Here is an 18,075-nt window from a genome sequence, read left to right on the forward strand (position 1 = left end):
GATCAGCCTTTCGACATGGAGGCGACTTCTGCTGCGAAGTCGGATTCTTCAATCTCAATGCCCTCGCCCAGGGTGTAGCGAGTGAATCGACGCACCTTGACGTTTTCACCGATCTTGCCTGCTGTCTGCTTCACAAGCTCCGCCACGGTCAGTGAGCTGTCCTTAATGAAAGGCTGCTCCATCAGTGCAAGTTCCTTGAGGCGCTTGTTGATGCGCCCCTCAACAATTTTTTCTTTCATCTGCTCTGGTTTGCCCTCGAGATCATCACGACCCATTTCGATCGATTTCTCGCGCTCACGGATCTCTGCAGGAATCTCGTCCGTAGTGACGTATTCGACACCAGGACAGGCAGCGACCTGCATAGATACATCGCGCAGCAACTCCTGGAACATGTCACCACGCGCAACAAAATCGGTTTCGCAGTTGATTTCGATCAACACTCCGACGCGGGCACCCGTGTGGATGTAGCTGCCGACAGCACCCTCAGCAGCAGTGCGACCAGATTTCTTTTCCGCGCTGGCAATACCTTTCTGACGAAGCCACTCAACGGCTTTGTCGGCATCACCATCAGTTGCTGCAAGAGCTTTCTTGCAATCCATCATTCCAGCGCCGGTCTTGTCGCGGAGTTCCTTAACGAGCTTGGCGGATACGGCAGCAGCCATCGGATGTGTTAGTGGAGGACGTTGGGACAAAAAGATCCGCCTTCCCGCTCGGACGGGAGGGCGGCGTGAACTTAGCGGCTAATGCAACTCAACCTTGGTTGTCGGCGCCACGCTGCTCGTTGGAGCCATGACGACCTTCATTGATCGCATCAGCGAGGCGGCTCAGCACCAGCTGCACTGAACGCACAGCATCGTCATTGCAAGGGATTGGCACCTCGCAGAGATCGGGGTCGCAGTTGGTATCAAGCATCGACACCAGGGGAATATCAAGCTTGCGGGCCTCGAGCACAGCATTGGTCTCGCGGCGCTGGTCCACCAGGACCACCACATCAGGGAGTCGGCGCATGTTCTTCAGACCACCGAGGTACTTCTGAAGACGATCAAGCTCCCGGCGAAGCACAGCTGCTTCCTTCTTGGGGCGCATGGCAATCGCTCCGCTGGACTCCATCCGCTCCAGATCCTTGAGACGATCTATCCGGGCTTTCATCGTGGTCCAGTTGGTGAGCATTCCACCCAGCCAACGTTGGTTCACATAGGAAGCACCACAACGTGCAGCCTCATGAGCCACAACCTCGGACGCCTGCTTTTTAGTGCCAACAAAGAGGAAACGCTTGCCGCTTCTGGCTGCAGTCCGTGTCCATTTGTAGGCGTTGTTCATGCAGACAGCGGTCTGCACAAGGTCAATAATGTGAACTCCGTTGCGCGCGCAATAGATGTAGCGCGACATTTTGGGGTTCCAGCGACGGGTCTGGTGACCGAAATGGGCACCAGCTTCCATCATCTCGGCAAGAGTGACGACAGCCATGGTTGTGTTGAGGTTTCGGGTTCGCCTCCACCTGTCAGGGATGGTGTGCTGAACCGAGGTTCAGATCACAACCAGCACCCGAAACAGACAGGTGTGCGGTTTGAAGGTACCCGGCGAATTTAACAAAGCACCGTCTCAGGACAGCCCTGCCTGCCGCGCTTCTCGATACAGAGCCTCGACGCCGATGCGGTTGAGCGGAAGTCTCAGCAGCTCGAGTGCCAGCGATGGTTGACCCAGGTGGATCAACCAGGCCAGCAAGGGCCGCAGAGTGCGTTCGTTGAGCAATCCCCCCAAGGTCAGCAGCCCCCACAGCAGCCGATGCATCCAAGTGAACTGGATGATCATTCGCACCCGGCGACTTGGATGCTTTCTATAGAACACGAGCCCCATGCGGGCGCGCTCGCGTTCGACCCTGATCAGGTCAGGGATCTGCGCAAGGCGAAACGCAGGATGCCAGTGATAGCCGACAGCTTCAGGACAGCGCACAAGCTGCACTCCCATCTGGCGTAACCGCTCACCTAGTTCGAGGTCCTCCCAGCCATACAACCTGAATCCCGTGTCGAACAGGCCAGACCGTTCCAGCACCCCTCGATCGATCGCAACATTTCCGGTTGCGAAATAAGCCCAGGAAAGATCACGCAACTTGTGACGCTCTCCAGTGGGATTCTCGAAATCAGCGGTATTGATCACCGCGCCATAGGTGAAACAGAGTTGATTGCCGGACCGCTGCCATTGCCTGGCCAGCGCTCGCGCATGACTGGCCAGGAATGTCGGCGTCACGACCAGATCACTGTCGATGAACACAATCACGTCGCCGCGGGAGTGGGCAACACCACGGTTGCGCCCTTCTGCAGGCCCCCCATGACTTTGCTCAACCAAGTGGACCTTGGGAAAAGTCGCTGCAGAGGATCGAAGCCAGTCGGGCGTGCCATCGGTGGATCCGTCATCCACCACCACCACTTCGTAATCATCAATCTCGGAACAGTCGTGCTGACTATGCAGAGAACGCAGACACTTCTCAAGGATGTCGCGTCGGTTGTAGGTGGGAATGACGACGCTGATGAACATCCGCCCGCTCGGTGAGCCGTAGTGAGCCAGCCTAAAGGCAAGAAAAAAGGGGGCCTCTGCCCCCCTCAAAACAGTTTGTTGGCAAAACGATCAGTCCGCAGCGCCACCATTGTTGGCAGTGCCTGTTACGCCATTGCCAGCGCCTTCGCCACGGCCATCGTTACGCATCTTGCGCTTCTTAAATTTGCGCGCGTAGGCGCGGTTGCGCTCCTGCTTTTCCTTTTTGAGGTTTCTGCGCTTGGCCATTCTTGAATCGGAAACGTCTTGATGTTCAACCCAACTTACTCAATGGCCTGAAGCAAACGGCCATCCTCCATTTTCACCAGCCGATCAGCAACATCAAGAATGCGCGGATCATGGGTGACCATCAGCACGGAACAGGATTGCTCACGAGCAAGGCGCTTGAGTAACTCAACGACCTCCCGGCCGGTGCTGCTATCAAGCGCTGCCGTGGGTTCATCGGCAAGCAACAGCTGGGGCCTGGCGGCCAGAGCTCTGGCAATGGCCACGCGCTGTTTCTGGCCTCCAGAGAGGTCCTGAGGAAGTTTGCTGAGGTGATCCTCCAGCCCCACCGCCCTCAGCCACTCCCTGGCCTGATCTCTGCGACCGCGATAGCTGAAACCCTCGAGAAGATCGGCTCCCATCTGCACGTTCTGCTCGGCTGTGAGGCAGCGCAAAAGGTTATGACCCTGAAAAATCATGCCAATTCTGCGACGAAGCAGCTGTCGTTGTCCCCGGCCAGCACCCTGCAGTTGCTGACCAAACACGCGCACATCACCTTGCTGAACCTGACGAAGTGCACCGATCAGCGTCAGAAGAGTGGTCTTGCCACAGCCTGATGGACCGGTCAGCAGCACCACTTCACCGGCTGCGATCTGAAGATCAACCGACTGAAGCACCTGTCGACGCGTTGACCCACGCCCAAACCAGTGGCTGAGGTTCTCGATCCTCACTGTGCTGATCAGATCAGCTCCTTGCTGCTGAGCTGGTTGGGAAAGAACCGTCATGGCCTCAGAAGATCTCCGCTGGATCGGCATCCACCAGACGGCGCATCGCCAGACCTGCCGATGCCATGCACATGACCAGAATCATGCTGAACACCGTCATTGCACGGCTGAAATCCATCGCCACGGGAAGCGCCGTGGCACTTCTGACCAACAGATAAAGCCCCTGCCCAGCGGCATAAGCCGGCAAATACCCGAAGAGAGCGAGCAGAAGCCCCTCACGGACAACCACACCCAGCAGGGTTCTGAGCTTGTAGCCCATGGCCATCAGCGTGGCGTACTCCGGAAGATGGTCACTGACATCGGAGTACAGCACCTGATAAACGATCACGCAGCCGACAACGAAGCCCATGGCGGCACCGAGCGTGAAGATGAAACCAATTGAGGTGCTGGTGCGCCAGTAGTTCTGCTCGAAATCAATGAAACCCTGCTTGGTGAGAACAGTGACGTCTTCGGGTAGCAATGCGTTGAGTTTCTCCACCACAGCCTCGGGGTCCGAGCCAGGCTGCAAACGAACCAGTCCTACCTCGATGCTTCCTGGTGGAGTGTTGGGTAGAAGATCGAGGAATGTTTCGCTGCTTGTGAGCAGATTGCCATCGGCACCGAAGGAGCTGCCGAGCTCGATCAGGCCTGCCACCCGAACCCTTTTTCCTGAGATCTCACTCTCAACTGTTCGTCCTGAGCGGAACCATTCGGCAACGGGACCAAACTCAGGCCTCGACTTTTCGTCGAACAGAACCCGACCTTTCTGGGTTAGAACCTGCGCCTTGGGCGCCAGGCTTGGATCAACAAAAAGAGGGTCACCCGGCTCGAAGCCAAGGGCAAGGATTGAACGGGTGCCGCGCGTCTTGGGATTACGCCAGAGCAGCAGGTTCCAGTGCACAGGTGTGATGCCCTCGATCTCAGGCAATGCCATGGCCTGCACCAGACGACGGCGAGGAAAGCCAGCCATGCTCACTGAACTGGTCGAGCGTGGACTGATCAAAACAATGTCGGCATCGAACAGTCGATGAACCGTGACGCTGGCATCAAACAATCCGTCGCGGAATCCCAGCTGCATGAACATCAGAATTCCCGCGAAACTGATACCGGCCAGAGCAACAGCCAGACGAACCGGCTGACGCACCAGCATCAGTGAAGCCAGTGGAATTCCGCGCCCGCTCAGGAAGCGGCCGATCATGAGGAACCGAATCGGGCGATCACCTTCAGGCCTGACAGCCTTGATACGCGCTGGGTGGATCCTGGATCCAACCTGACCAGGACCTCAACGATCCTGGCGTCGGCATCACCGGTGGGATCCGTCGACAACACCTGTCGTTGTCGCACCTGGGGACTGATGCGCTCAACGGTTCCCCGAAGATCTCCCTCGAAACCACCGTTCTCACTGATCAAAGTGACGGGTTCTCCAAGCTTGATGCGATTGATGTCTGACTCATAGACCTCGATCAGAGCCTCCATCGACTGACTGGCGCCAACCTCCATGACACCTTCAGCAGTAGGACGCTCCCCCACCCGGGCACGCAACTTGAGAACGGTGCCATCAATTGGAGAGCGAAGTTCGCTGTCGTTCAGATCAGCTTCAAGCTTTCTGCGCTCGGCGATCAGCTCCACCTTTTTGCGCTCAAGCATGGTGAGTTCATTCTGTTTTTCCTCGAGCAAAACAACTTTCGCCGCACCCTGCTGAGCAGCCTGGGCGATGCGGGCTACCTCCTTTTTTTTCAGAGGAATCTCTGTCTCAGCACTGCGAATCTTCTCGTTGAAAGCGGCAAGATCCGCTTCGATATTCGGCCTGTTGTCGAATACAGCGAGGAGCTGCCCTTTGCTCACCGGATCGCCTTCCTTGACCAGTAGAGACGACACCCTCGGTGAGCCACCAAAACTGCTCACCGGGGCAGCCAGACGACGTACCTCTCCTGCAGGTCTGAGACTTCCAAGGGCTGCAACAGATTCCGGCTGTCGGTTCGCCACCTGCTCAGCGTCTGCGACAGGGGTGGGTGGTTGCGGACGGCGCAGCATCAAGACTCCACCAGCAACAGCAAGGACCGCCAGAGCACCAACGCCAAGCCAGATCCGCCCCAATCCGCTCAAGGGCTCAGAGGTTCGTCGAACAGCAGTTCCTCGATGTACCGATCCGCCCATACCGTCCCGAAGGCTTTCTCCAGAACCCGCCGCGTTTTGTCGTTGCGTTTCTGTTGCCGGCAATAGGACACCTGTCCGTGATATCGGGCCAGAGTAGAAGGAGCACTGGGGTCATCGGGCTCTGCGGCCTTCACGGCATCACCGAGAACCTGGAGGTAATCGTCGACCAGTTCCACAAACCAATCCTCTTCCTGTTGGTTGACAGGGCGGATAAATCTCACGAACGGCGAGAAAATCGTTGCCCAAGTGGGAAGATCTCGCACCTGTTGGAAGGCAGGAATCACTGCGACTTCAAGCCCGCTTTGGATACGCTCGGGCAGGTGCTCTCCGACCGGGGAAAGATCAATAATGGCAGCGGAGATCCCCGCTGGGCTGGCGACGATATCGGCGCCAAACACAGGCAGATCAAAGCGTGGATCGGGGAAGAAAACACAATGAAGAATCTGAAGTCCAAGTCCAAGTCGTGCGATCTCCAGGTGCAGTTTGCGAAGTCCTCGGCAGGAATGCACCTCATTACGGATAAACAGAGCCTCACCGTCGAGCGTGCCGATGATCTCCTCGAGGTCATCCGACAAGCCGAGTGGATTGAGCTCCGGGAAACCGTTCCTGCACTGACGGATACGAGCAGCCATAGCCATCACCAGCGGATGCATCTCCTGACCGCTCGGGGACGCAGGCATCAATCCGATCCGTAATTGCACAGAATGGGACTTTGCCACGGGACCCTGACTGCGATCCCATCCGGTCCGGTGCTCGAACACCGCACACTCCATAACGGAAGCAACCTTGTGACAGCCGCCATCCCCGATGCGGCCCTCACTTGTCTTGATTTTTGGTGCCAGGGCGGAAGCGCCTGGGAGAGAAGTGGCGAGGAGGGCATCGCTCATTTCCTCGAACACATGGTGTTCAAGGGAAGTCGACGGATGGGGCCGGGGGAGTTTGATCGAAGAATTGAGGCACTGGGAGGCAGCAGCAATGCAGCCACGGGCTTCGATGATGTGCACTACCACGTGCTTGTGCCCAGCGCGGAATCGAAGGAAGCACTTGAACTGCTGCTGGATCTCGTTCTGGATCCGGCTTTGGAGCAGGACTGTTTCTCAATGGAGCGCGACGTGGTGCTCGAGGAGATCGCCCAGTATCGGGATCAGCCTGATGACCAGGTGCTGCAGACTCTGCTGGAACTCTGCTGTGCTCCCCACTGCTACGGCAGACCCATCCTCGGCTGGGAGAACAGCCTGCGGGAGATGAATCCGGAGGGGATGCGGCGCTACCACCAACGCCGCTACCAGGGAGCCAACTGTTGTCTGGCAGTGGCAGGAACTATTCAGCAGGACCTAATCAGCCACGTGCTCGACAGCCCCCTTGCAACGCTTGACAAGGTTACGGACTCAGATCTGAACAAGACAATCAAACCTTTGCTGAATTTTCGTAGCGGTCGGGAATGCCGCGCCTTTCCTCGACTGGAGGCCGCACGGCTGATGATGGTTTGGCCGGTTGCCTCTGCAAACGATCAGCTGGCCATCGCCGGAGCTGATCTGGCCACCACAATCCTTGCTGAGGGTCGGCGCAGTCGACTGGTGCAGAGGCTGCGCGAAGAACTGCAGATCGTTGAATCCATCGACATGGACGTCACCACGCTGGAACAGGGCAGCCTGGTGATGCTGGAGGCCTGTTGCCCAGAAGATCAGATCGAACGCGTGGAGACCGAGATCCACCAACAGCTGAACAACAGCTTGACCACTGCCATCACGGATGAGGAATTGCATCGCGCCATGCAACTGGTTGGAAACGGTCATCGCTTCAGCCTTGAAGCTCCTGGAGCTGTGGCCGCCAGTGTCGGTTCACAAACACTCTGGGGACGGCACCGAGACCTTCTGGCTCCACTCCAGGATCTAGCGCACTGGAATGCTTCAACCTTGCGAGAAGGTGTTATGCCAATACTGCAACCCCAGCACAGCTTCACCCTGATTGCCCGATCGGAGGACAACGCTTGAGCCCCAGCTGCGATCTCGTCCTTGATCCTGTAACAACAACCGGGGTGCTCTCCGCCAAGCTCTGGATTCGGCGCGGAAGTAGTGCTGATCCTCTTGGGCAAAGGGGCGGTCATCAGCTACTGGGTTCGGTGCTCAGCCGTGGATGCGGACCTGTCGATCATCTGCAGCTGGCAGATCTGGTTGAAGGCTGCGGCGCAGGTCTTCGTTGTGACACCCATGAAGACGGAATTCTGATCAGTCTCAAGTGCCGCGACGTTGATGCAGATCGACTGTTGCCTGCTCTTGGCTGGATGCTGCGCCAGCCACACCTGGACGAAGGACAGATCGAACTGGAGCGAGACCTGAGCTTGCAGGCCCTGCAAAGACAGAAAGAGGATCCCTTCCATCGTGCCTTTGATGGCTGGAGACAACTGGCCTATGGCAAGGGTCCCTACGGGCACGATCCACTTGGCATCGGTGTCGACCTGGAACAACTTCAAAAAGCGGAACTGGCCTGTCTTGCCGAAGATCTCGAGAGCAATGGCTCGGTGCTGGCGCTTTCCGGAACCATTCCTGATAAATCCACGGAGCGACTGGAGGAGTGGCTCGGCACAACCAAAACCAAGCTCAGCCGCGAAGAACCCTTGGCAACAATCCAGGAATCAGCTGAATTGGAGCCTGGCAAGAGGCCGTCATTAGGGCTCCAAGCTCTTCCCACCGAACAAGTGGTGCTGATGCTGGGTCAGGCCGCTCTGCCCCACGGTCAACCGGACGACCTGGCTCTGAGGCTGCTGCAGGCTCACCTGGGATCAGGCATGTCCAGCCTGTTGTTCCGCAGGCTTCGAGAGGAGCATGGCGTCGCCTACGACGTAGGTGTCCATCACCCGGCGCGCGCTGGAGCGGCACCCTTTGTGATGCACGCCTCAACCGGAGTCGACAGGGCAGAACTATCGCTCGAACTCCTGATCAGCAGCTGGTGTGAGCTGATGGAGACCACCATTTCCGAGCTCGATCTCAAACTGGCCAAGGCCAAGTTCAGGGGGCAACTGGCTCACGGCTCCCAGACCACAGGTCAGAGGGCCGAGCGGCGGGCGCAACTGCGTGGTCTGAATCTCCCTGATGACCATGACCAGAGCTGCCTCAACCAACTGGAGCAGCTACAGGCCAGTGATCTGCGTGACATGGCACTCCGCCATCTTCAGAGTCCTCAGCTCAGCTTGTGCGGACCCGAGGAAACGCTGGAATCACTGAAGAAACAATGGAGCCTGAGCACTTTTGCTGAAAGCACCGAGCCTTGATCAGTGCCCTGGGTCAGCAGAACCCTACGTCTCAGATGAAGCATCGGAGTCCGATGAAGCGTCTTGATCCGAGGCATTGTTCGGATTTTCGCTCACAAGTGTGAGTTGCTCAATCGACAACAGAAAAGTCCCTCTGGCGAAGCGCACTGCTGCCGTTTCAGCCGGTTGTAATGCCATGACCCTGCCGATTTCATTGTGGGCCACAAGATCGGGAGGCCTGAGCATCGGCATCGGATCAGCTGTCTTGAGGAAGGTCTGGGGGCGCACCAGTCGCACCTGGTCACCGATTGAAACGGACATCTCTGCTGGGCAATGCATCTCTCTTACAGCAGGATGGTGCGAGCTGACGATTGCCCGTGCGGGCACTGTCCACCTGGAGCGGCGCTCTTGCCGGATTGCTTCTGATCCTCGTCGGAAGCCTCATCCCTACTGCCCTGCTACTGCCTCTGCCCGAGTTGCCTCCTGCCGTTGTGGGTCTGCCCAGCACCTGGCAGGTTCCTGCACTGCTCGTCTGCGCCCTTGTCGCGGGCCCAAGAGCGGGAGTCATCGCTTCAGTGGCTTATCTAACCATCGGATTGGTGGACTTGCCTGTGTTCCACGGCGGTGGCGGTTTCGCCTATGTGCTGAATCCGGGTTTTGGTTATCTGGCGGGATTCGTCCCCGCCGCCTGGTTGACCGGACGGCTGGCCCAGCAGAACGGAATGAATGACATCGCCAGACTGACCCTCGCAGCCATGGCAGGCCTGCTGACCATTCAGGTCTGCGGACTGCTCAATCTTGCCCTGGGAGCCGTGCTGAATCGCTGGGATGCCCCCCTACTCGACCTTATTTTCAGCTACAGCCTTGGGCCCCTGGCTGCGCAACTGGCCCTGTGTTGCGCAACTGGACTGATCGCACGCGTGAGCCGTCAGGTGCTCTGGATCGAATGAGCCGGAACCATGCCATGAACATCCGTCCAGCCCGAAGCATGCGACGGGGCAGCGTCGTTGCACTCAGTGTGCTCATGGTGGTGCTGGATCAGCTCAGCAAGCATTGGGCCAGAGGCGTCCTTCTCCCAGGCGAGACGATGCCCTTCATTCCTGGATTGCTGCAACTGAACCTTGTGCGCAACACGGGAGCTGCATTCAGTCTGTTCAGAGATTCCTCCCTGCTGCTGGGAATTCTCAGCCTGGTGGTTGCCATTGGCGTCAGCATCTGGATCTGGCGGGAGACTCGGCGAGGTCTCTGGATGGGACTGGCCCTCGGCTTTCTTCTGGGAGGAACCATCGGCAATGGCATCGACCGCTGGCGGCTCGGTCATGTGACCGACTTTCTCGAACTCGTGCCAATTCAGTTTCCAATCTTCAACTGGGCTGATGTCGCCATCAACCTGGCGGTTCTCTGCTTCGCCATCGACGCCTTCAACCACAGAAATGAGCAGAGCGACGGCTGAGCCAAAGAGGTTGGCCCTACTGACGATTCATCAGCAGGGTCGGTCTGAGCGCACGCTTCAACTGCATGGCGAGGGATATCGGATTGGACGTGATGCAGACATGGAAATCTGCATTGACAATGCGGCTGTTAGCCGCTTGCATGCACTTCTGCAAAAGCAAGGCCAGCACTGGATTCTCAAGGACCAAGGGTCCACCAATGGACTGTGGTGGAAAGGGCGACGAGTGCAACAACTGGAGCTCCAAGACGGCGATCGAGTCAGCTTTGCCCCGACCCAAGAAGCGGATAGCCCCTGGATTGGCTTTGCAAGACCCGGACAACGGCGGCATCAGCGGATCAAGCGGTCGCTGGGGATCGGCATCCTGTGCTGCCTCGGTGGGGCAGCACTGTTATTGGGCCATGCCGCCCTCAACGTGCCGGTGAGTGGACGACTCGCCAGCGTTCGCGGACCGCTCGCCATCTACGACGGCAACAACAAACCGCTCAAATCGGTGGATTCCAATCGACACAGGGAACTGAGCGGCCTTGGCGAGTTTTCTCCGCTGTTGATCGATGCCTTACTCAGCAGCGAAGACAATCGTTTCTGGTGGCATCCAGGGGTTGACCCTGTCGGCAGCCTGCGCGCTTTCGCTGTCAACCTGACCGGCGGCAGGGTGCTCGAAGGTGGCAGCAGCATCACCCAACAGTTGGCCCGCAGCCTCTACCCAGAACTCGTCGGCGAAGGTGACACCCTGGGACGCAAATGGCGTGAGCTGCTGGTGGCACTGCAGCTGGAAAGCCGCTTCAGCAAGCGGGAGCTGCTGCTGAGTTATCTCAACAGGGTGTACCTCGGTGTGGGATGGGGATTCGAAGACAGCGCACAGACCTTCTTTGATCAATCAGCAGCTGATCTGAGTGTTGAACAGGCCGCTCTGCTAGTTGGACTGTTGCCATCACCGAATGGTCACGACCCCTGCCGTCATCCACAGCGGGCCCTTGAAGCCCGCAACCGCGTGATCAACAAGATGGCCGATTCCGGTCGCTTATCTCTTGACGCTGCTCGTCTGGCGAGACGTCAACCCATCCAACTGGCGCCCACGGCCTGCAGCCGGACTGCGCTGACACGCTCAGCACCCTTCTACACCGATCAGGTACGCAGGGATTTAACCGCAATGGTGGGTCCGGAGGTAGCGGCAGAGGGGAATTTTCTGATCGAAACCCACCTTGACCCTGTGCTGCAGGCCGTTGTGGAGAGACAACTGCGCAGTCTGATCAGCAATGCCGGTGGACTCGGCGTGAGTGAGGGGGCCGCCGTGGTGATCGACAGCAGCACAGGAGGGGTCCTGGCGATCGCCGGCGGACGTGACTACCGATTCAGTCAGTTCAACCGTGCATCCATGGCCTTGAGACAGCCAGGGAGCACCTTCAAACTGATGACGTACCTGGCCGCCCTGGAACGTGGAATCAAGCCCAACGAAACCATTGACTGCAGTTCTCTGAACTGGAGAGGCCAGTGGTTTGAAAGCAGCTGCAGAGGTCGCCTCAGCCTCACCAACGCCTTCGCTTCGAGCAGTAACACGGCGGCTCTTCGCCTAGCTCAGCGGGTTGGGCTTGAACAGGTGGTTCGCCAGGCCAGAGCTCTTGGCATCACAACACCGCTGGATCCGGTTCCAGGGCTCGCACTCGGCCAGAGCGAAGTGCGACTGATCGAACTCACCGGGGCCTATGCAGCCATTCTCAATAAAGGCGAATGGAAGCCCCCCAATACGATTCGTCGTTTGCTTGATGCGGAAACCTGTCGCGATGACAATCTGCGTGGCTGCGGCAGCCTTGCCGGCGATGATCAGCGTGGTGTGAACCCTGGACGCCAGGCTGTCGGCAGCGACAGTGCAACTCAGATGCAAGCGTTGCTGCGCGCGGTTGTGCGCAATGGCACCGGTACTGCCGCATCGCTGGGAGGTCAAGAGGGAGGCAAAACTGGAACCACCAATGAAGGCAGGGATCTGCTGTTCGTGGGCTATGAACCCTCGCGCCGTTGGGTGCTGGGGATCTGGCTCGGCAATGACGACAACAGCCCCTCGACCAGCTCCAGCGCCCTTGCGGCATCACTCTGGGCTGACATCATCCGCGCGGCGGGACGAGGTGGGCTCAAGGAAAAATGAAAGGATCGACGCGTTGGATTCTGTTTGGTGCCGCTGGGCTAATCGCCCTCATGGTGATTGGCCTGGTACTGCAGGGAATCCGCAACCTGCTCTGGGATCTGAGTTACTGGCTGCCCCCCTGGCTGGTTGGCCCTGTGCTGCTGATCGGCGCAGTTCTGCTGGTGGCAGTCGTGATTCAGGTCGGCCTGCCATGGCTGCGTCAATGGCGCACACAGCGTCAGCGTCGAGACACGTCATCGCTCCAAGACAGACCGGCACCAACGAGCAGCAGAGATGCAGCGGAACAAAGCCTGTCCAGCGTGGATCGGCTGCTGGAACGACTCCAGGACGATGTGGCTCGTCAGTCTCTCCTCGAGGAACGCCAACGGGTCGCCAGGGAACTCGAACGCGGGGATCTTGTGCTTGTGGTCTTCGGCACCGGCTCCAGTGGCAAAACGTCTCTGATCCGTGCTCTGCTCAAAGAGATCGTCGGCGATGTCGGTGCTGCCATGGGCTCCACCGGCGAAAGTCGCAGCTACCGACTCCGGCTCAAAGGTCTGGACAGAGGAGTGCTTCTCGTTGACACGCCGGGAATCCTTGAAGCTGGCCAGGAAGGGCGAGGACGCGAGCAGGAAGCACGTCGCCGAGCCAGCAGAGCGGATTTGATGATCGTTGTGGTCGATGGAGATCTGCGCAAGAGCGAGCTGGAGGTGGTGCAAAGCCTGTCGGGACTTGGCAAACGTCTGGTGCTGGTGCTCAATAAATGTGATCTGCGCGGTGAGGAAGAGGAGCGCAGGCTGCTTCAACTGTTGCGGCAACGCTGCTCCGAATGGCTGCAACCCGAAGATGTGATTCCCGCTAGTGCACGCCCCCAGTCACTACCCCGCCCTGGCCAACGTCCCGTTCAGCCGCCAGCCGAAATCGGGCTGCTGGTGAGGCGATTGGCTGCAGTGCTTCATTCCGATGGAGAGGAACTGCTTGCAGACAACATCCTTCTGCAATGCAGGGATCTTGGATCCGCTGGTCGGGATCTGCTCGACCGTCAACGTTCTCACGAAGCCCGGCGAATCATCGATCGCTACACCTGGATCAGTGCTGGTGTCGTCGCCGCAACGCCACTGCCCGGAGTGGATTTACTTGGTACTGCTGCCGTCAATGCCCAGATGGTGATGGAGATGGGAGCGGTGTATGGAATCCAGCTGACCCGCAGCAGGGCCCAGGAGCTGGCAGTCTCTGTGGGCAAGACCCTGACTGGACTGGGGGTGGTCAAAGGCGGAGTGGCTTTGATCGGTACCGCGCTGAGTGTGAACCTGCCGACCCTGCTGCTCGGTCGGGCGGTGCAGGGTGTAGCAGCCGGCTGGCTCACCAGAATTGCGGGAGCCAGTTTCATGACCTATTTCCAGCAGGACCAGGACTGGGGCGATGGCGGAGTGCAGGACGTGGTTCAGCACCACTACGAACTCAATCGGAGGGATCGCTCCCTTCAGGACTTTCTGCAGGCGGCACTGCGACGGGTGGTGGAGCCCCTCCAGCAGGAGGCAAAGAAACGACTTCCACCCCGGCCAGGGCCTCGGGAGGCGGGGGACGCATCGGACCGCGGCTATCGAGCACCGTGATCAGACCCAGATACAACACACCAATCAGCACAGACATGGCTCCGGTGACGATTGCAACCCAGCGACCTCGCTTGTTCTGAGCTGCAGGCATCACACCACCTCGCGTGAATAGTGGTTCAAATCGGCCGCCAGTTGGTCGATGAGCGCATTGGAGGTGTGGGGATTGCCCAACACCACTTTGATGCGATGCCGTCCTTGATGGACTGGTCTGGACACCATGATCTGCCGATCAAGCAGCCGTTGTCGCACGGCAGCTGTCCATTGATCGCAGCGCGCTGGATCCGCTCCAAGTGGGACGCAAGCGAGCAGATGCAGCGGGCCTGACGTGATCTCCAGAACAGAAGCATCAAGGTCTTCTTCCAGGCGTTGACGTCTCAACAGAGCCTGCTTCAGCAGGGCATTGATCCCCTGCTCACCCAGCTGTCGCAAGCCAAGCCAGAGCTTGAGGATCTCTGCGGGACGACTGCCCTGCAGGCCCAGTTCACCGCCATGGGCAACAGCGAATGCGGGTTCCATATAGGGAAGCCCCGTTTGAAATGTCTCCTGGAGAGCTGACTGATCACGTACTAAAAGCAGGGACGAGGTCTTGGCGATTCCCAGCAGCTTCTGGGGATTCACCGTGATGGAATCAGCCTGGCCAAGCCCAGCCATCAGCTTCGCCGTGTCTGGACACAGTGCAAAGACAGCGCCAATCGCGCCATCCACGTGCAGCCAAAGGCCCTGATCACTGCAGAACTGAGCCAGAGCGGGAATCGGATCGATCGCTCCACGCACTGTCGTGCCCGCTGTCGCCACCACTGCGATGCAGGGCCGGTTGTGCTGCTTAAGCCCCTGCAGCTGCTCTTGTAGGTCTGAAATCAGCATGCGGCCCTGCGAATCAACGGGTACCCGTCGAATGCCATCTGGCCTGAGCCCCATGACTCTGGCAGCCTTCTGCAGTGACACGTGGGCGTCATCACTCATCAAGATCACCGCATTGGGGTCATGGTCCAGACCCATCCGATGTCGAGCGGTGACCAGGGCGGTGAGATTGCTCAGGGAGCCACCACTGGCGGCGACACCGCCAGCGCCATCAGGCATTTCGAAACGGGCAGCGAACCAGCCACAGAGCTGACGCTCCAGTTGACTGAGACTCGGTGAGAGCTCCTCCGCCAGCAGATTGTTGTTCAATCCGGCGCAGATCAGTTCCGCAGCGATCGATGCCGTGTTCGGAGGAGGGTCCAGATGGGCGAGGGCTCCAGGATGGTTGGGCTGGTAAGCACCATCCATCAACTGTTGAAGGTCATCCAGCAGTCGGTCCGCACTGACACCCTGTTGCTCGGGGAAAGCCTCTGGAAGCAGCCGCAGAGCAGGTAACGGGGACCGCTGAGCGGCTGACCCGAGCCATTCACACAGACGAGCGCTGGCGTCCTCCAGGAAACGCTGCAAGTGCGGATCCAGTGCCTCAGATGAGGCAAATGCGGACAGTTCCGTCGCAGTCGATGCCGCCGATGAAGTCCTGGAGGATCCGAACAAGGAGGGCGCGGAAGGAACCACCATTCTCACCTGCGGTGGCACATTGGACGCCTCTGCACGATTGGGGGGGACGTGCGACTGACACCGGTCGAGCTGGAGATCGCCGAAATCCACGCCTGGATGGAACGCTTGTTGCGACGCGCTGAACAGCTCGGTGAATCAGGAGAGATCCCTGTCAGTGCTGTGGTGCTGGATTCAGAGGGACGATGCATCGGCCATGGCAGCAATCGGCGCGAGTGGGCTTCAGATCCACTCGGACATGCAGAACTTGTGGCTTTGCGCCAGGCCTCCTTGATCCTCGGCGACTGGAGACTGAACCAGTGCACCCTGATCGTGACGCTGGAACCCTGCCCGATGTGCGCTGGAGCTCTGGTGCAGGCCCGGGTCGGTCGGGTGATCTACGGAGCGCACGATCCCAAGCGGGGTGGTCTTGGAAGCACGATTGATCTCTCCAAGCACCCCAGCGCCCACCATCACATGCAGGTGATGGGAGGCGTGATGGAGCTTGAAGCATCCGCTCTATTGGGACGCTGGTTCAGGCAGCGACGGCAGCGTTTTGCCGGAAACGAGGCAGCTCGGTCTCAAAAAGATTGAGCAGAAGGTCCACATTTTCAGGTGTGGAGTTGTAACCCATCAGACCGATCCGCCAAATCTTGCCGGCGAGCACACCGAGTCCACCCCCGACTTCGATGCCGTGGTTGTTGAGCAGGTGAGAGGAGAAGGCCTTGCCATCCACATCCTCTGGAATACGAACCGTGGTGAGCGTGGGCAATCGCAGCTCTTCTGTCGCATGCATTTCCAGTCCGAGAGATTCAAGGCCAGTCCAGAGCGCCTCCGCGTTGCGACGGTGACGTGCCCAGGCATTGTCCAGGCCTTCTTCAGAAAGAAGACGAAGGGCTTCACGCATGCCGAAGTTCATATTCACCGGAGCGGTGTGGTGGTAAACACGATCACTGCCCCAGTACTGGTTCAACAGAGAGACATCCAGATACCAGTTGGGAACTTTGTCTTGGCGCGCAGCCAGCTTGGCCTCTGCCCGCGGGCCCATCGTGAAGGGACCGAGGCCGGGAGGGCAGCTAAGACCCTTCTGGCTGCAGCTGTAGGCCAGATCGACCTTCCAGGCATCCAGAAAGACAGGCACGCCACCGAGGGAGGTCACCGTGTCGAGCAGTAGCAGGCAGTCATGCTCATGGCACAGATCTCCGATACCCTCCATCGGCTGACAGATGCCGGTGGACGTTTCGGCATGGACCATTGCCAAGATCGCTGGCTTGTGTTTTTTGATCCCCGCTTCGATCTCCTCAAGGCTGAAAGACTCACCCCAGGGTTTCTCGATCACCTGAACATTGGCGCGGTAACGACCCGCCATATCCATCAGGCGGTTGCCGAAGTATCCCTTCACGGCAACCAGAACCGTGTCGCCGGGTTCAACCGTATTGGCCAGCGTGGCTTCCATGGCTGAACTACCCGTGCCACTCATCGGCAGGGTCAGGCGGTTGTCGGTCTGCCAGGCGTAGCGCAACAGCTCTTGAACCTCACCCATAAGTTCCACATAAAGCGGATCGAGGTGACCGATCGGCGTGCGTGAAAGGGCCTGCAGAACAGTTGGGTGAGCATTGGAGGGGCCGGGACCGAGCAACAAGCGGTCGGGTGTGTCAATCGGACCGATGGAGCATCGATGGCACGGGTCAACCGACAGGTGAGGGTGCGTCATCGGTGAAGCCGGAACCGGAAATCAATGGCGAGCAGCCTACGCATCAATCGGTCAAAAATTGGGCGTGAGCGGACACTCCGACGCCGCTTGAAATGATTCGGAGACTTTCGTTCAGCGCTGACGCACGTCGCTTGCGGCAAGACCGGAGGCCATGTGTTCGAAAGGCTGACGCACAAGAGCGCAACGATCTTGACGAACACCCTCGTTGAGAAGGCGTTCACAGAGAACATCAGCCAGAAGCACCATGCTCCTGACGGTCGGTCCGGTTGGAACACCAAGACTCTTGTAAGTGTCGTCCAGTCCGTTCAGAACCCTCTCGTTGAGGATGGTGCTGTCGCCGGCAATTAATGAGTAGCTGGCATAGCGAAGGAAATAATCCATGTCCCTCAGACAGGCAGCTAAGCGACGGGTTGTATAAGCATTGCCGCCGGGTAGCAACAGTTCAGGATCCGCCTGAAAAAGTCTCTGGCTGGCTTCACGCACAAGCTCAGAGGCTTCACGGTTGATGATCTCAACTGCAAGAACGCGAACTTCCGCTTCATCGAAATAGCTCTCGATGCGATCGATTGCAGAACGATCGAGATAGCGACCCAGCTGGTCGTACTGACCGATCAGTCCGGTGATGGCATCGCGCATGCAAGCCCTGTCCACTTTGGTTGGAAGGTAACACCGACAACGCGTTGAAACCTGCTCCAGCAAAGGCGATCACAGCAATCTGACAGAAACGGTT

The 18,075-nt window shown here is 58.6% G+C and carries 19 protein-coding genes; 7 read left to right on the plus strand and 12 right to left on the minus strand.

From position 1 onward, the window contains the following. Positions 1-2: 2 nt before the first annotated feature. The 8 genes from tsf to DXY31_RS06780 form a co-directional block, all read right to left on the minus strand. Entirely contained in the window at positions 3-662 is a 660-nt protein-coding gene (tsf, locus tag DXY31_RS06745; RefSeq protein WP_114992990.1) for a translation elongation factor Ts, read from the minus strand. 88 nt (positions 663-750) lie between these two features. Further along, positions 751-1,467, minus strand: a complete 717-nt coding sequence (rpsB, locus tag DXY31_RS06750) for a 30S ribosomal protein S2 (protein WP_114992991.1) — start codon at positions 1,465-1,467, stop codon at positions 751-753. A gap of 135 nt (positions 1,468-1,602) precedes the next feature. Continuing rightward, the gene (locus DXY31_RS06755) at positions 1,603-2,535 is read right to left on the minus strand and encodes a glycosyltransferase family 2 protein (protein ID WP_114992992.1); all 933 of its coding nucleotides are present in this window, start codon (positions 2,533-2,535) and stop codon (positions 1,603-1,605) included. 90 nt (positions 2,536-2,625) lie between these two features. Further along, positions 2,626-2,781, minus strand: coding sequence for a hypothetical protein (locus DXY31_RS06760; protein WP_006850288.1), 156 nt, complete (start codon positions 2,779-2,781; stop codon positions 2,626-2,628). A 35-nt stretch (positions 2,782-2,816) separates the two neighbouring features. Next, a complete protein-coding gene (locus tag DXY31_RS06765; protein WP_114992993.1) occupies positions 2,817-3,542 on the minus strand; it encodes a DevA family ABC transporter ATP-binding protein in 726 nt (241 codons plus the stop codon). A gap of 4 nt (positions 3,543-3,546) precedes the next feature. After that, positions 3,547-4,719, minus strand: coding sequence for an ABC transporter permease DevC (devC, locus tag DXY31_RS06770; protein WP_114992994.1), 1,173 nt, complete (start codon positions 4,717-4,719; stop codon positions 3,547-3,549). Next, positions 4,716-5,555, minus strand: coding sequence for an HlyD family efflux transporter periplasmic adaptor subunit (locus DXY31_RS06775; protein ID WP_114993126.1), 840 nt, complete (start codon positions 5,553-5,555; stop codon positions 4,716-4,718). Before DXY31_RS06775 ends, devC begins: the two co-directional genes overlap by 4 nt. Before the next feature lie 68 nt (positions 5,556-5,623). Continuing rightward, a complete protein-coding gene (locus tag DXY31_RS06780) occupies positions 5,624-6,358 on the minus strand; it encodes a phycocyanobilin:ferredoxin oxidoreductase (RefSeq protein ID WP_114992995.1) in 735 nt (244 codons plus the stop codon). A gap of 24 nt (positions 6,359-6,382) precedes the next feature. Between DXY31_RS06780 and DXY31_RS06785 the strand changes: the two genes are divergently transcribed. Together DXY31_RS06785 and DXY31_RS06790 are read left to right on the plus strand one after the other, a co-directional pair. Further along, entirely contained in the window at positions 6,383-7,672 is a 1,290-nt protein-coding gene (locus DXY31_RS06785) for a pitrilysin family protein (protein WP_114992996.1), read from the plus strand. Then, positions 7,669-8,949, plus strand: coding sequence for a pitrilysin family protein (locus tag DXY31_RS06790; RefSeq protein WP_114992997.1), 1,281 nt, complete (start codon positions 7,669-7,671; stop codon positions 8,947-8,949). Before DXY31_RS06785 ends, DXY31_RS06790 begins: the two co-directional genes overlap by 4 nt. Positions 8,950-8,973: 24 nt before the next feature. Here DXY31_RS06790 and DXY31_RS06795 read toward each other — a convergent pair whose 3' ends face one another. After that, positions 8,974-9,249 (minus strand): DUF3148 domain-containing protein, encoded by a 276-nt coding sequence (locus DXY31_RS06795; RefSeq protein WP_114992998.1) that lies wholly within the window; start codon positions 9,247-9,249, stop codon positions 8,974-8,976. Positions 9,250-9,305: 56 nt separating this feature from the next. Here DXY31_RS06795 and DXY31_RS06800 point away from each other — a divergent pair, with 56 nt between their 5' ends. From DXY31_RS06800 to DXY31_RS06815, 4 genes are read left to right on the plus strand one after another with little or no spacing between them, the layout of a single operon-like run. Beyond that, positions 9,306-9,878: a biotin transporter BioY gene (locus DXY31_RS06800; protein WP_114993127.1), complete on the plus strand. Its 573-nt coding sequence runs from the start codon at positions 9,306-9,308 to the stop codon at positions 9,876-9,878. Positions 9,879-9,892: 14 nt separating this feature from the next. Beyond that, positions 9,893-10,381 (plus strand): signal peptidase II, encoded by a 489-nt coding sequence (lspA, locus tag DXY31_RS06805; protein WP_114993128.1) that lies wholly within the window; start codon positions 9,893-9,895, stop codon positions 10,379-10,381. Continuing rightward, the gene (locus tag DXY31_RS06810; RefSeq protein WP_114992999.1) at positions 10,362-12,521 is read left to right on the plus strand and encodes a transglycosylase domain-containing protein; all 2,160 of its coding nucleotides are present in this window, start codon (positions 10,362-10,364) and stop codon (positions 12,519-12,521) included. The genes lspA and DXY31_RS06810 overlap by 20 nt, the downstream gene beginning before the upstream one ends. After that, positions 12,518-14,116: a YcjF family protein gene (locus DXY31_RS06815; protein WP_114993000.1), complete on the plus strand. Its 1,599-nt coding sequence runs from the start codon at positions 12,518-12,520 to the stop codon at positions 14,114-14,116. Before DXY31_RS06810 ends, DXY31_RS06815 begins: the two co-directional genes overlap by 4 nt. Before the next feature lie 90 nt (positions 14,117-14,206). Here the strand turns inward: DXY31_RS06815 and DXY31_RS06820 are convergent, their stop codons facing one another. After that, complete coding sequence (locus DXY31_RS06820; RefSeq protein WP_114993001.1) at positions 14,207-15,655, minus strand: aminotransferase class V-fold PLP-dependent enzyme; 1,449 nt, start codon at positions 15,653-15,655, stop codon at positions 14,207-14,209. 96 nt (positions 15,656-15,751) lie between these two features. Between DXY31_RS06820 and DXY31_RS06825 the strand changes: the two genes are divergently transcribed. Beyond that, entirely contained in the window at positions 15,752-16,225 is a 474-nt protein-coding gene (locus DXY31_RS06825) for a nucleoside deaminase (RefSeq protein ID WP_114993129.1), read from the plus strand. On the opposite strand, the gene DXY31_RS06830 is transcribed toward DXY31_RS06825, so the two are convergent. Together DXY31_RS06830 and DXY31_RS06835 are read right to left on the minus strand one after the other, a co-directional pair. After that, on the minus strand, positions 16,167-17,345 hold the full coding sequence (locus tag DXY31_RS06830; protein WP_114993002.1) for an alanine--glyoxylate aminotransferase family protein: 1,179 nt from the start codon (positions 17,343-17,345) through the stop codon (positions 16,167-16,169). The two genes, DXY31_RS06825 and DXY31_RS06830, sit on opposite strands and share 59 nt — an antisense overlap. A 111-nt stretch (positions 17,346-17,456) precedes the next feature. After that, the gene (locus tag DXY31_RS06835; RefSeq protein WP_114993130.1) at positions 17,457-17,981 is read right to left on the minus strand and encodes an allophycocyanin subunit beta; all 525 of its coding nucleotides are present in this window, start codon (positions 17,979-17,981) and stop codon (positions 17,457-17,459) included. Between the last annotated feature and the right edge of the window lie 94 nt (positions 17,982-18,075).

It is taken from the genome of Synechococcus sp. UW179A (assembly GCF_900473965.1).
Classification (GTDB): domain Bacteria; phylum Cyanobacteriota; class Cyanobacteriia; order PCC-6307; family Cyanobiaceae; genus Synechococcus_C.